Source organism: Desulfatiglans parachlorophenolica (genome assembly GCF_055394735.1).
The window spans coordinates 2,321,686-2,334,624 of the sequence record NZ_AP042460.1 but is presented as its reverse complement, the minus strand read 5'-3'; the positions used below and the strand labels follow the sequence as shown (position 1 = coordinate 2,334,624).

Genomic DNA, 12,939 nt, shown 5'->3' with positions numbered 1-12,939 from the left:
TTATAATAGGTATTTTACATCAAGCAAGGAATAATTAATGTGGTTTTTTATATCTCTTATTGTTTTTGTTATCTTTCTGATATGGTATAAAAATTTTATAAATAAAAAGTTTCGCCAGATTTATGCAGATGCTAAAGTGCTAAAACGAAAAGCGTGTGCTGCTGGGTCTTTTTGTCAATCCTCATATATATCACGGAATGATTTTCTTGATTACATGGGACAGTTCCTCAAGCACAAAAAACATGAATGGGTATTTATCGCTTTTGAAAAAGACGGTCGCGTAGATCAGTTTTGGGTAAATAAAGGGCCAGATAGTGAAGGTGTGAGTTCCTTTTTAAGTATCCAAGACATAGCAGGAATTTGCCAGATGAAAAGATTTAATCATGTTTTGGTTGGACATAACCACCCTTCAGGAGCATTGGCTCCATCGAGACAAGACCGGATTTTTCTTGAGGAGTTCAAAGATGCTTTTGCTCAGGTGAACGTTTCAGTAGAACATCTTGTTTTTGTGGCTGGTCGATGGAGTAAGTATGGGCTATCGACCGGGCAGCATCTCCGTCGCTTTTTAACAAGTCAATGATATTTAATCTATAGAAAACGTTTCCAATTTGTATGAAATTTTACTATATTTATAAATTTAAGACGGAGTAGAGAAGCAATGCCTATAATGTTCAATACCATCCTTCGTGAAGCTGGGCTATCACTAGAAAATATACGGTTAATTAGGCACAAAGATAAGAATGCAAAGCGTGGCTTTACTCCTTATGAGCTCTGGCGCGATGACCGTTCTCAATTCGAAAATTATCAATCTACGCAACGCATTCGAAATAGGGCCAAGCTGAATGCACTTTATTGGGCAGTATTCGTCGTTAATTTTAGTGAAGAAACGATGTTTGCTGGTCTTTACGAAGTGCATTATCGGGGGCGCTTGGAGGTGGACACTCCTATGCCTCATATGGATGGTATAGATAAGGCAGGCAGTTGCGATGTATATGATCTCAAGTTGCAAGACAAACTGCTTGATCTTGGCGGGAGACTTTTTGTTGATTGGGGGCCGGGAGCCCTTGCATGGGTACAATACGCTTCTAGAAATGATAAGGCTATCACCGAACTGCGGCGAGAATTTCGAGAACCTGATTTCCCCGGTTTTTTGGAGTTTATCCAGCCACTTTCAAAACTCGATACTCTTCCCAAGAGTTGGGTTTCGCCGCTTGAGTCTTCTCGTGGAGTTTATTTGTTGACGTGCCCGAAGACGAAAGAACAGTACGTCGGTTCGGCAAGAGGTGAAGAAGGTTTTTGGGGTAGGTGGCAAAATTATGTGGAGACGGGGCACGGCGGCAATATAGGACTTAAAAGTCGGGACCCAAGTGATTACCAGGTCTCAATCCTGGAGGTGGCAGGGTCCTCTGCGACATCTGATGACATATTAATGATGGAAGGGCGATGGCAGCGGAAGCTTCAAAGCCAGGAAATGGGTTTGAATCGCAATTTAGCCAAGAAGGTGTGATTCTGGGGTTGACGCTTTAAGCCGCCGCCGAAAAGCGCGCGGCTGAGGCGGGAATTTATGCAATATAAGGAAATATTTTTTGAAATATATCTATATACCTGCTAAAAAAGCCGATGACTGGGCAGAGTTACTTGCTGATCCTGTAAAACATTGGCGAATTGGCTATTCAGCGCGAACACTAGCCTATTCTTGGCAGAATGCTGATGGTTTCCCTTCCGAGATCAAGACAGCATTCTCCACAAACGAGCTACTTGCCGACATTCAATTATTGCTTGCCATTCCCGAACATCAGGTTCCTTTGGCCGGAGGCTCCAGGCCATCTCAAAATGATATATGGGCACTTGCAAAGGCAAGCACGGGCTTGGTGTCAATTGCCGTAGAGGGAAAAGTTTCTGAGCCGTTTGGTCCAACGCTGTCTGAATGGTTGGCTGAAGGATCGAAAGGGAAGGCTTCTCGGCTTGCGTTTCTTCGGCGGGAATTGAATCTGAATGAGGCACTTGCTGGGACGATACGATATCAACTGATCCATCGAACTGGTTCTGCTGTGATTGAGGCTAAGCGTTTCGGTGCGCCACATGCCGTTATGATCGTGCACTCATTCAGTCCGTCGCGTGAATGGTTTCAGGATTATGAGGCGTTTGCATTGTTGCTACGCGCTGAAGTGTCCCTCAATCGTATAGTGTATGCGGGAAAGCGTGCTGGAGTTCATCTCCATATTGGCTGGGTGTGCGGGAATGAAGAATACCTTGTCAGGTAGTATCCGAATAGAAATGATCCTCCGGTAAAACCCGGTTTCCAATCCGGAAAAGAGGATTTTTGGTCAAATCTATAGAATTAAGTTTTTGTGCGGAGGCGACCTGTAGGTCACCGCACAAGCAAAGGTTTAGATTGACGCCGAGATTGGGCAAAAAGACTATTTCTGGATCGTAGTGAACATTTCCAATCGGATGCGGATCAACACCCGCGAAACTGATGGATGAAGTTTAGATGAGATTATGAGTAAAAAATACAAGGCGCAATGGTCAGGGCAATTCGGGGTTGCGCATGAACTGACGTGGCGCGGCTATCTCGTGACGTTCACGACTGGAAACGCCCCTGCGGCAGATCTGTTGTGCGAGAGTCCATCCGGTAAAGTGTTTTCTGTCCAGGTTAAGTCGCTAAGTTCCAAAACGTACTTTTTATATCAGTTTGCCTTGGTGGAGCCAGATGCCAAGCGATTTTTTGTGTTCGTCTTGCCTGGGTTCCGGGTGGGTAGTCAAAGGGTAGCCGAAAACGGCATTAAATCCGAACGGTTAGAAGTAGGCCCAAAAAAGGCGTGTTACTACGCCTCTGAATGACGGTTCATAACTTCTAGAATCGGCTTAGGGATTGAAATCTTTAATGTTTTCAGCGTAGACAGGACCTCCTCCGGGGGTTCATTGCGTCGAAAAAATACGTGACTCGGGGTCTCGAATTCCGCGGCCTGGAACTGAGCCAAGACATGATGGAGCCACCTCCATGTCTTGCCGGTCATGAACTCGGCTACCCGTTGGAGCAACAGGGCCAGCACGCAGATTTCGATATGCGCTTCAATTCGACGCGGCAACCAATGAACCATAGGAGTCATATGGATCTGAGTGCTCTTCATCGTACGGAAACAGCGCTCGATGATCAGGAGGTTTTTGTACCCTGTGGCGGCATCCTCTGCCTGGAGGGTGTCATCATTGGTGATGAGGACCCATTTGCCGTCAAGCTTGCGGGCCGCTTCGATCTTGGCCGTGTCGATGAAGATCTTCCCGGCCTTGCTGATGCCGAGATAGCGTCTGGTGCGTTGGGATGCCAGCAGCTCGATCGCCCATTTGGCCGTGGCATCCCAATCCCTGTGACGGTCGAGTTCCTGCCGCAGCTCTTCCAGGACAGATTCCCGGTGCAGATTCTGCCGTTCCGCTTCCCTGGGGTTGAAGCAGACGAAGGTGCGCCTGCGCAAGACCCCGGTGCCGATTTCGACCTCTTTGACCTGGAGATTGTCCCCTACCTTTTTGTATCGTCCCCCACGGGTCAAGACCTCTTCCTTGATCTCTTTGACGCTGTCCGCCCTGGCCGCCAGGAGGTATTTCCCTCCGCCCAGGGACAGGCGTTTGCGGTTGTCTTCAGAGTTCATGCCGGCATCGGCGACAAAGAGGCAGCGGTTCAACTGCCATCCCCTCAGATCTTTTTTGACCGTTTCGATCGTGGTCACATCCGCCGTGTTGCCCGGGAACACCCAGGAGCGGACCGGAAACCCCTCTCGAGTGACCGCCAGAGCCACCACCACTTGAGGGTTCCACGTCCCATTTTTGGATTTCCCGCGCTTGCGCAGGCCGGATACGGGCCGGGACAGATCCTCTTCGCCGCCCTCCGCGCTCGCGACGAGCTCGGCATCTTTGAAGTCGATCTCGAAAGAGGCCGTGGTCGTATCGTAGAACACCACATCGACCTCGAGGTTGAAGAGGTTGGCGGTGTTGAAGAAAATGGTTTTTTCGACCTCGGCCGCGCTTGCATGGAGCAGATCCATCGCTTCGTAAAAGTGGTCAAGCTTCAATCCCTGGCAAGACAGGAGATAGACCGTCGGGAGCCACCGGTCCCATACACCCAGCTTGCTGCGCGGTTCGCAAAGCCGGTTGGCGGTCATCGCCAAAAGCGCCTGCTCATAAGGGACTTGACAGTTTGCATCTGCGGCAACCTTGCGCAGTGCCTCTCCGATACCCAGGCGCTCCCACAACGCCTCCGCAACCAACACCGGGCCCAATTCCCGGGAACCCAGGAGTCTGAGCTCGGCTGGCCACGTTTTCTCAAGCGAGGTTCTTCCCGGCACGGCAGTTCCGCCCACTTCCAACTCGAGCCCGCAGGCGCGCGCAATCGATTGGCACAGGCGCATCATGGCATCACGGTCGATCAAGTCAGCCCGCCCGAAATTATGAATGATCTGGGCGGTCGGTTTGCGCGTCTCAGGGTGGCGAACGTTGGGCGCGAGCTGAAGGTACTCGACCACGGAGCCGTCTCGATTTTTGCGTTTGGTCGTTCGAATAAACATATCTACGTGGTTAGCATATACCACATAGCATGTCAATATGATAACGATCAAGTCGTGTTACTACAGGTTTTTGCGGTTTTGCAGATGCCCCCCTTGATTTTTTTAGGAAAATCCGGCTTCGGAGGCCAAAAAGTGCCTACTGAGCCGGAACTCAGGTTTGATGTTTATCGGCTTTCGGGCGAAAGAAGAGTCAAACGGGCTGTTTTTGAAAGACCAAAGGATACTGGATATTATTGCGATGATGAAGGGAGAAAATCAAGCAGCATACAACAATATTAATCGAAATTATCGAATAAACCTACTATTATGTCTTAAAGAAAGCCCTTTTTAGAGCAAAAAATTCCAACGGTTCATGGCGTTTGGGTTCTTTGTCAGAATCCCTGTCACTCAGGATAGAACAGGCTTTTCTATCTATCCTGAACTATGGTCATTTCAGTGTATTTGTAACAATCGACGCATCCTCATTTGCCTGCCGGAATGACCTCTTTCACAAAAATCTCGCATGATCCACAGAAGGCTTCCGGTTCCTCTCCGGTTGTCATTCCCGTAAACGTGAGCGTATTATAGTCTCCGACGTGCAGTATGCCCTTAAAATCCAACATTACGAACTTGGCAACGTAATACCCCTGAGTGTCAGATTTGTCCCATAAAATCGGCACACCATTCAACATAACCGATTCCCCTTGGACCTGTGAATAGGGAATGTCAGTATGAACGGTTACCCACTGACCTTCGTTCCCAAGGTTGAGCACATTAGGGGCTGCGATGATCTGCACGAATATAGGGTATGAATCCTCAGGGCAAGGTTCGTATGACTCTGCCGCGACACCCGCAGCGAACAATAAAACGCAGCAACATGAAAAAGCCAAAACCATTTTCAGCATTCGAATCTTTCGCATACCCATCTCTCCTCTCTTCCTCCAGAAATAAAACACCAGCGTCAGCTACAAGTTCTTGCTAACCCCACAGCCCTCCATCCGCAAAACCCCAAAAATTTATCGTATAAATATTTAAGTTAATTTAATAAATATAAAATCAAGCCAGATGTCGAGACATTTCTTCTTCTCGGGCCATCAGCCCGTTTCTTGATCGAGCAAAGATCGTCCGCCGGGAATGCCGAATTGAACTGTTACGAGGGTTCATACCTTGTTTCTACCCGCCAGCTTATTACTAAATATCATTTTCAACTGCAGCCATCATCTGGCGATTTTTTAGCGGTCAAGTTCATTAAGGTGTCAGCTATCAGCATCGAATATTGTATTCGGAATGTGTCAATGAAAATGAGACACGCCATGCGATAAATTACTGTACCCCCGCATCGCTCGCCGACGGTTTGTTGATCCATACGGCATCGGGTAAGGGGGTAGGTTGTGGTACGATGCCCTTGAACCTTTTGGGAAAACGCTGGAAGGCCTCAAAGAGGACTTCTTGGCGTTGTTTCTGAATGGTCTGGGCATGGCCGTAGTGAAGGCTTTGCGGTGTCATCATGGCGATCCCGGAATGATGGTGGTGCTTGTTGTACCAGTTAAAGAAGAACCGGCAAAACGCCGTGGCATCCTCGATAGAACCGAATGTGCCTGGAAATTGCGGGCAGTATTTCAGTGTCTTGAACTGGGATTCTGAATAGGGGTTATCGTTGCTGACGTACGGCCGGCTGTGGGTCTTGGTAACGCCCAAATCAGCCAGAAGTTGAGCGACGGCCTTAGATTTCATGCTGGAGCCGCGATCAGCGTGCAGCGTCAGTGTTCCAGGTTCGATGTTCTGTTTGATGCAGGTTTCCTCGATCAGGTGTTTGGCCAATTCACTACTTTCATGGGGGGCTACCAACCAACCAACGACATAGCGGCTGAAAATATCTATGATGACATACAGGTAAAGATAAGTCCATTTTTGCGATGTTTTGAGTTTAGTAATATCCCAGGAGTAGACCTGATTCGGACCTGTAGCCAGTAATTCAGGTTTTTCGTAATGTGGTCGTTGCACCTGACGACGACGCTCTTTGACATCACCGTGTATTTCCCTGATGAATCGGTACATGGTGCTTACAGAGCACAAGTATTGCCCATCATCAAGAAGATTGGTATAGATCTGATGTGGTGCCATGTCCTGAAAACGCTCCGAATGCAACACGTCGATCACGGCCTGCTTTTCTGCGGGCATCAAGGCCAAAGGCGGAGCAGGCGAGCAGATCTTTTCCATGGGAGTGTCGTTGTTCGAGGTGTGACGGTAAAAAGTGGCACGAGAAACGCTCAATGCGCTGCAGGCGGATTTTATCCCCACTGTCCGATGGAGATTCTGTGCCACAATCATGAGATCCTTCCGCTGCCCTTGTCCTGGTCTTGAGGGATCCCCAGGATCTCTGAAATTTTTTTTTGAACTTCGATGATGGTTTCAGCTTTGTGCAGCTTCTCTTTGAGTTTCCGATTCTCCTTTTCGAGCTGCGCAACGCGTGGTGCCAACGGATTTTTCTCGATCTCTTTGCGGCCGCGTTTCTTCGGTTGAAGTGCGTGCAGCATCCCCTCTTCCCGCTGGCGCCGCCAACAGGTCAGATTCGAAGAGTAAAGCCCTTCACGGCGAAGCAGGGAGGCCACTTCTCCGGGTTCAGAGCACTTGTCGACCTCTGCAAGCATACGCAGCTTGTATTTGGCAGTAAAATTGCGGCGCCGTTTTCTCGCGACAACCTCGGGGTCTGGAGGCTCGACCGCTTCAAGCCCTGTGGGTGACCCGGTCGCCCCTAGGGCGACCGGGTCACCCACAGGGCCCATTTCCTCAACCCTGGACCTTTTCAATGCAATTTGCGTTAGCTTCTTCATGGCTTAAAACCTTACCCGCCCTACACTAAATTTTCAAGGGGGGCGTGTCTCACCCACATTGACACAGAGGGTTTATTTTATTTTGTATCTCAGTAATTAATACATAACAAACTGGATCCATGCTGTTACGAACTCAGGTTTGTAACAAGCTTTCTACCTCAATTTTAATAACCTGATAAACATCCTCTTGCAAATCTATCGAAGGTAATATTTTTTCTTTCTTAATTTTAAGACGAGAGGTAAGCTCGATGTAGCAATCAATTGACATTCCCTCCCTTTCAAAAAGTTTCGCTCCGCATCGCAAACTGCAGGCATCAACAAGCAGCCGCTTGTCCGCTGATTTAAGCATTTCATTAAACTTACCAGGTATTATCACGGCGGGCAGGCAGGCAATTTTTATATCTTCGGGGTTTTCTTCCCACAGCCTGATGAGGGCCTTGGATGCTGATACGCCTGTAGAACAGCCACCAAAGCATGTATACATAAACAGACGCCATCGTTTTATTGACATATTATTTTCCTTAAAAAAATCGCGCTAATATTAGTTTTTGGCTCAAAAATGCATTTTCAAAAAATCAAATAATTGAATAAGAGATTTGTTCGCTGATATATGGCTGCGCGTTTTGGATTTTGCCTGACGGGCGGGGTGACGGGTGCGCGGCGCTTATTTCCGCGCATCCGGGTTACCCCGATGTCAGGTAAGATATCTCGTTCGTTTCAGCGCTGTTCACTTCAAAGCTGATTATTCTTCCGAAGTAACTTGTTAGGCGACCCGCATGTGTCTGAAAACCTCTTAGCAATCAAGGTTTTGGTTGATAAACTTCAAACACCCTGGTAGTCGGTGGCCCTTTGGCAATGCCTGCCAGGACCTTTTGCAGGTGGGGGGCTGCAGCTTGTCGAAAAGCCTCAATATCCTCCTTCGAGTCCCAAAGCGTAAGGGAGCCATACTCTCCAGTTGAGTCGTCGGCGAGAAATGTCTCGTTCTTAAATCCCTTTGCTGTTCTGTGCACGGGAGAAAACTGATCGCCGAGTTTCTCAGCAGTCGAACGCATTCCAGGACCGAGAGGGAATAATAGTAGGAGTGCATACATAAATTATTCTCCTTTCCTTAGCACTGAAGCTGTGCATTGCCGTGAGGTTCTCGTGGGTCGCCAAAAGGCGCAAACCAGCCGTCCGCTTTTTTGCGTTGGCTGAATTTGTCTTGTTCCGTGCTTGTATCTCATTCTCTTATTTGCTTCTTGAACGATTTAACGAATCGTCCGAACGTCTTATCCTTTTTTCGTCTGTCTATGTATGACATCTCGTAGTACTCGGATTCCTTCCTGAGCTTGAGATAGTTTAAATGTCGATCTTTACTCAACTCGCCACGATCGACCGCAGCTCGGACGGCACAGCCTGGCTCGTGCCCGTGGCTGCAATCCGCATACCGGCATTTCGCAGATAGCCTGACAATATCTTCGAAACCTGCATTCATTCCGTCGTCAGCACCGACAAGGCCAAGCTCCCGCATGCCTGGCGTATCGATCAGCATCGCACCTTGTCTGAGAACGATAATCTGCCGGCGGGAGGTCGTGTGGGTGCCTTCTCCCGTATCGCTGACGGGTCTTGTGTCGAATGTCTCCCGGCCTATAAGGCGGTTGATGAGAGTCGTCTTCCCGACGCCGGATGAACCAAGAAGGCAATACGTCCTTCGCGGACAGAGTGTCTGCTGAAACTCGTCAAACCCGCTTCCCGTGAGGCTACTGACGGCGAGCACCCTGCCTTTATAGGCTGAGTTGATGATAGCAACTTTCTGCATTAACTCGTCCTGGGAAATCAAGTCAATTTTAGTGAGCATGACTATCGGTTCGACACCGCCATCCGCGGCCATGACCAGGTACCGATCCAGGCGATTGGGGTTAAAATCAAAATGGCATGCTTGAACAATGAAGGCGGCATCTATGTTGGCTGCAATCATCTGGAAATCGACGTTTGCACCCGCAGTTTTGCGCCGCAGGAATGTCTTTCGCGGAAACACCCCGTGGATAACCGCTGCCGTGTCATTGTCGTAGTATTGTACCCACACCCAATCTCCGACACACGGCAGGTCGGCAGGACTTTCAATCTGATAGGAAAGCGCCCCTGTGGGAGCGGCCGGGACTTCACCCGTTTCGCTTCTTATCAGGTATGAGCCGCGATCAACCGCCGATATACGGGCAATGCCGCGATTTTCTAGGAGGAGCTCCGCAGCATGCGCTTCAAACCACTTATCAAAACCAAGCTCGTACAAGTTCATATCTAAATTTTACTGAACGATCAAGATCGTTTGTGCCGTCACCTAACCTTGTCGGGTCGGAACCGCCGGGATGTTCTCGGCATCAAGTGAATCGTCTGATTCAGACTATGGTGTTTAATTTATAATAAAGTCTAGGATATAGCTTATTTATTGCTTTAAACCCAAAAGCGAAAACCACAATGATTTATCATGCTCCTGCCATGAAGAGCTGAAGTTGTACATTTCTCTATTTGAAATTTGCGCATTATTGAGAATATCTTTTATTTTTTCATTGTCAGCATCGATTCTTCTATTTTTATAAGTTAGAAGTTTTTCTATAAATTCGAATCCTTCTGTTTGGGTCAAATTCGCATTGATAAGTTTATATTCTCCCATATAATATATGCCTGGGTTAGACAACTGAAACGCACAACCCAAAAAATACCAATCTTTGTCCGGTCTTAATATTTTCTGCAGTGACTTTAAATAGTTTGCATGGAAGCTTTGGATAGAGGCTTCAATGGGAAGTAAGTAACCACTTGAAAATAAATGTTCCATGTAAGGAGCCATTCGTGTTTCGCTCGATCTTGCACTTGTAAGATAAATCAAGGCTTCCCGTTTATTTTTGAATTTTTCGATATCAACATTCCAAATTATATACCCATGATTGTCGCTGTCAGCTTCCGCATAAGTTATCCCGTCCCATGGATCTGGGTTTAAAATTGGTTTTCTTGGGATGGAGCCTTTATAAATGCCATTTCTGACAATACCCTTTGGCAATACTTTTTCTCCATCAATGTAAAAAGCAAATGCCATTCCGTCAATATTCCCATTGCCTAAATTTGCACCTAGAATAATGGTCGCTGAATTATTATTAACTTCCCGGCTTAAATCTGCTTGCGTGAGAGGATATCCTGCACAACCAGTGATAGCAAACAGCATTAATAGTAAAAAACCATTTTTCATAATGATTTGCCTTTCATATATTATTTCACTAATCTAGATCCAGACAATGCTCGCATGGAAAAATTTTGTAGCGGAAGAAGAGTTCAGCAGCACGGCTTGGCCGCGCCCGCTGGAGCGACATGTTGGGCACTTGTCCTGTTATTTTCCTTCGCTTCCGATAAAAAGAACGATAGATGACTGCACCAATCAATCCCCCCCCGGAATCGGTGCTACCCAGAAAAGCCAAAGCTGCGAAATTGCCCAATCACCTACAAACACCACAACCCCTGTGCTACGAGCCGGATTCACAGATGTGTTTGTAGCGGGAATGGAAATCAAATGGATTAGGGTCAGGCATAAGCCGATGGGAATAAGACCAAGCCCTTGAGGCGTTCGTTTATCTGTGAACCCAATAATGACGAGAACAAACATCATGGTCATGAAAAATTGGTTATCAGCGCCGCAAGCAAACTGTACTCGCGAGGTGAATGAGCACCGCAGCCGTTTGAAAGAAAACCTGCGGAGACATCAAAACCAGTTTTCCAACTGGCAATAAGATACAGAACACCAGCAGCTACAATGGCGCCCAAAACCTGCGCGATAATGTAAGATATTAATATTTTAACAGGGAATCGGCCACCAGCCCAAAGACCAAAAAGAGACAGCCGGATTAAGGTGGCAACCTGATACGTGGCCGATGGCGAAGGCCATCGTCAGTACAGTTAAACCTAATGAAAGGGAAACACCAAGTAGTCGAATGCCCTCTGTGTCAATGTGGGTGAGACACGCCCCCCTTGAAAATTTAGTGTAGGGCGGGTAAGGTTTTAAGCCATGAAGAAGCTAACGCAAATTGCATTGAAAAGGTCCAGGGTTGAGGAAATGGGCCCTGTGGGTGACCCGGTCGCCCTAGGGGCGACCGGGTCACCCACAGGGCTTGAAGCGGTCGAGCCTCCAGACCCCGAGGTTGTCGCGAGAAAACGGCGCCGCAATTTTACTGCCAAATACAAGCTGCGTATGCTTGCAGAGGTCGACAAGTGCTCTGAACCCGGAGAAGTGGCCTCCCTGCTTCGCCGTGAAGGGCTTTACTCTTCGAATCTGACCTGTTGGCGGCGCCAGCGGGAAGAGGGGATGCTGCACGCACTTCAACCGAAGAAACGCGGCCGCAAAGAGATCGAGAAAAATCCGTTGGCACCACGCGTTGCGCAGCTCGAAAAGGAGAATCGGAAACTCAAAGAGAAGCTGCACAAAGCTGAAACCATCATCGAAGTTCAAAAAAAAATTTCAGAGATCCTGGGGATCCCTCAAGACCAGGACAAGGGCAGCGGAAGGATCTCATGATTGTGGCACAGAATCTCCATCGGACAGTGGGGATAAAATCCGCCTGCAGCGCATTGAGCGTTTCTCGTGCCACTTTTTACCGTCACACCTCGAACAACGACACTCCCATGGAAAAGATCTGCTCGCCTGCTCCGCCTTTGGCCTTGATGCCCGCAGAAAAGCAGGCCGTGATCGACGTGTTGCATTCGGAGCGTTTTCAGGACATGGCACCACATCAGATCTATACCAATCTTCTTGATGATGGGCAATACTTGTGCTCTGTAAGCACCATGTACCGATTCATCAGGGAAATACACGGTGATGTCAAAGAGCGTCGTCGTCAGGTGCAACGACCACATTACGAAAAACCTGAATTACTGGCTACAGGTCCGAATCAGGTCTACTCCTGGGATATTACTAAACTCAAAACATCGCAAAAATGGACTTATCTTTACCTGTATGTCATCATAGATATTTTCAGCCGCTATGTCGTTGGTTGGTTGGTAGCCCCCCATGAAAGTAGTGAATTGGCCAAACACCTGATCGAGGAAACCTGCATCAAACAGAACATCGAACCTGGAACACTGACGCTGCACGCTGATCGCGGCTCCAGCATGAAATCTAAGGCCGTCGCTCAACTTCTGGCTGATTTGGGCGTTACCAAGACCCACAGCCGGCCGTACGTCAGCAACGATAACCCCTATTCAGAATCCCAGTTCAAGACACTGAAATACTGCCCGCAATTTCCAGGCACATTCGGTTCTATCGAGGATGCCACGGCGTTTTGCCGGTTCTTCTTTAACTGGTACAACAAGCACCACCATCATTCCGGGATCGCCATGATGACACCGCAAAGCCTTCACTACGGCCATGCCCAGACCATTCAGAAACAACGCCAAGAAGTCCTCTTTGAGGCCTTCCAGCGTTTTCCCAAAAGGTTCAAGGGCATCGTACCACAACCTACCCCCTTACCCGATGCCGTATGGATCAACAAACCGTCGGCGAGCGATGCGGGGGTACAGTAATTTATCGCATGGCGTGTCTCATTTTC

Annotated in this window: 13 protein-coding genes and 1 pseudogene; 5 read left to right on the top strand and 9 right to left on the bottom strand. The window is 48.2% G+C overall.

The features are described from left to right. Positions 1 to 37: 37 nt before the first annotated feature. From ACZ500_RS10840 to ACZ500_RS10830, 3 genes are all read left to right on the top strand, one after another. Positions 38 to 580, top strand: coding sequence for a JAB domain-containing protein (locus ACZ500_RS10840; RefSeq protein ID WP_464232505.1), 543 nt, complete (start codon positions 38 to 40; stop codon positions 578 to 580). Between the two features lie 87 nt (positions 581 to 667). Continuing rightward, complete coding sequence (locus ACZ500_RS10835) at positions 668 to 1,507, top strand: GIY-YIG nuclease family protein (RefSeq protein WP_464232504.1); 840 nt, start codon at positions 668 to 670, stop codon at positions 1,505 to 1,507. Between the two features lie 79 nt (positions 1,508 to 1,586). Beyond that, positions 1,587 to 2,264 carry a DUF6946 family protein gene (locus tag ACZ500_RS10830; protein WP_464232503.1) on the top strand — a complete coding sequence of 226 codons (678 nt, stop codon included), beginning with the start codon at positions 1,587 to 1,589 and terminating at the stop codon, positions 2,262 to 2,264. Here the strand turns inward: ACZ500_RS10830 and ACZ500_RS10825 are convergent. Then, positions 2,257 to 2,415, bottom strand: a complete 159-nt coding sequence (locus ACZ500_RS10825; RefSeq protein WP_464232502.1) for a hypothetical protein — start codon at positions 2,413 to 2,415, stop codon at positions 2,257 to 2,259. The genes ACZ500_RS10830 and ACZ500_RS10825 overlap by 8 nt on opposite strands. A gap of 87 nt (positions 2,416 to 2,502) precedes the next feature. Here ACZ500_RS10825 and ACZ500_RS10820 point away from each other — a divergent pair, with 87 nt between their 5' ends. Next, the gene (locus ACZ500_RS10820) at positions 2,503 to 2,844 is read left to right on the top strand and encodes a hypothetical protein (protein ID WP_464232501.1); all 342 of its coding nucleotides are present in this window, start codon (positions 2,503 to 2,505) and stop codon (positions 2,842 to 2,844) included. Here the strand turns inward: ACZ500_RS10820 and ACZ500_RS10815 are convergent. From ACZ500_RS10815 to aqpZ, 8 genes and pseudogenes are all read right to left on the bottom strand, one after another. Further along, positions 2,829 to 4,559, bottom strand: coding sequence for an IS1634 family transposase (locus tag ACZ500_RS10815; protein ID WP_464232500.1), 1,731 nt, complete (start codon positions 4,557 to 4,559; stop codon positions 2,829 to 2,831). The genes ACZ500_RS10820 and ACZ500_RS10815 overlap by 16 nt on opposite strands. 461 nt (positions 4,560 to 5,020) lie before the next feature. Continuing rightward, the gene (locus ACZ500_RS10810; RefSeq protein ID WP_464232499.1) at positions 5,021 to 5,458 is read right to left on the bottom strand and encodes a hypothetical protein; all 438 of its coding nucleotides are present in this window, start codon (positions 5,456 to 5,458) and stop codon (positions 5,021 to 5,023) included. 403 nt (positions 5,459 to 5,861) lie between these two features. Next, positions 5,862 to 7,324 (bottom strand): IS3 family transposase gene (locus ACZ500_RS10805; RefSeq protein WP_464232498.1). Its coding sequence is split into 2 segments (ribosomal slippage): positions 5,862 to 6,925 and positions 6,925 to 7,324, totalling 1,464 coding nucleotides; the frame shifts between segments, so codons are not numbered across the junction. A gap of 181 nt (positions 7,325 to 7,505) precedes the next feature. Further along, positions 7,506 to 7,883, bottom strand: a complete 378-nt coding sequence (locus tag ACZ500_RS10800; protein ID WP_464232497.1) for a putative zinc-binding protein — start codon at positions 7,881 to 7,883, stop codon at positions 7,506 to 7,508. Positions 7,884 to 8,172: 289 nt separating this feature from the next. Beyond that, on the bottom strand, positions 8,173 to 8,463 hold the full coding sequence (locus tag ACZ500_RS10795) for an antibiotic biosynthesis monooxygenase family protein (RefSeq protein WP_464232496.1): 291 nt from the start codon (positions 8,461 to 8,463) through the stop codon (positions 8,173 to 8,175). Positions 8,464 to 8,591: 128 nt separating this feature from the next. Continuing rightward, positions 8,592 to 9,647 (bottom strand): ribosome small subunit-dependent GTPase A, encoded by a 1,056-nt coding sequence (gene rsgA / locus ACZ500_RS10790; RefSeq protein WP_464232495.1) that lies wholly within the window; start codon positions 9,645 to 9,647, stop codon positions 8,592 to 8,594. 147 nt (positions 9,648 to 9,794) lie between these two features. Beyond that, on the bottom strand, positions 9,795 to 10,592 hold the full coding sequence (locus ACZ500_RS10785) for a hypothetical protein (RefSeq protein ID WP_464232494.1): 798 nt from the start codon (positions 10,590 to 10,592) through the stop codon (positions 9,795 to 9,797). Positions 10,593 to 10,620: 28 nt separating this feature from the next. Next, positions 10,621 to 11,333 (bottom strand): annotated as a pseudogene (gene aqpZ, locus ACZ500_RS10780) (aquaporin Z); the annotation flags it as partial. Between the two features lie 126 nt (positions 11,334 to 11,459). Here aqpZ and ACZ500_RS10775 point away from each other — a divergent pair. Then, positions 11,460 to 12,913 (top strand): IS3 family transposase gene (locus ACZ500_RS10775; protein WP_464232989.1). Its coding sequence is split into 2 segments (ribosomal slippage): positions 11,460 to 11,850 and positions 11,850 to 12,913, totalling 1,455 coding nucleotides; the frame shifts between segments, so codons are not numbered across the junction. Positions 12,914 to 12,939 lie beyond the last annotated feature (26 nt).

Coding starts and splice junctions, on each gene's coding strand:
- ACZ500_RS10840 (WP_464232505.1), top strand. CDS start 38: ATGTGGTTTTTTATATCTCTTATTGTTTTTGTTATCTTTCTGATATGG.
- ACZ500_RS10835 (WP_464232504.1), top strand. CDS start 668: ATGTTCAATACCATCCTTCGTGAAGCTGGGCTATCACTAGAAAATATA.
- ACZ500_RS10820 (WP_464232501.1), top strand. CDS start 2,503: ATGAGTAAAAAATACAAGGCGCAATGGTCAGGGCAATTCGGGGTTGCG.
- ACZ500_RS10815 (WP_464232500.1), bottom strand. CDS start 4,559: ATGTTTATTCGAACGACCAAACGCAAAAATCGAGACGGCTCCGTGGTC.
- ACZ500_RS10810 (WP_464232499.1), bottom strand. CDS start 5,458: ATGCGAAAGATTCGAATGCTGAAAATGGTTTTGGCTTTTTCATGTTGC.
- ACZ500_RS10800 (WP_464232497.1), bottom strand. CDS start 7,883: ATGTCAATAAAACGATGGCGTCTGTTTATGTATACATGCTTTGGTGGC.
- ACZ500_RS10795 (WP_464232496.1), bottom strand. CDS start 8,463: ATGTATGCACTCCTACTATTATTCCCTCTCGGTCCTGGAATGCGTTCG.
- rsgA (WP_464232495.1), bottom strand. CDS start 9,647: ATGAACTTGTACGAGCTTGGTTTTGATAAGTGGTTTGAAGCGCATGCT.
- ACZ500_RS10785 (WP_464232494.1), bottom strand. CDS start 10,592: ATGAAAAATGGTTTTTTACTATTAATGCTGTTTGCTATCACTGGTTGT.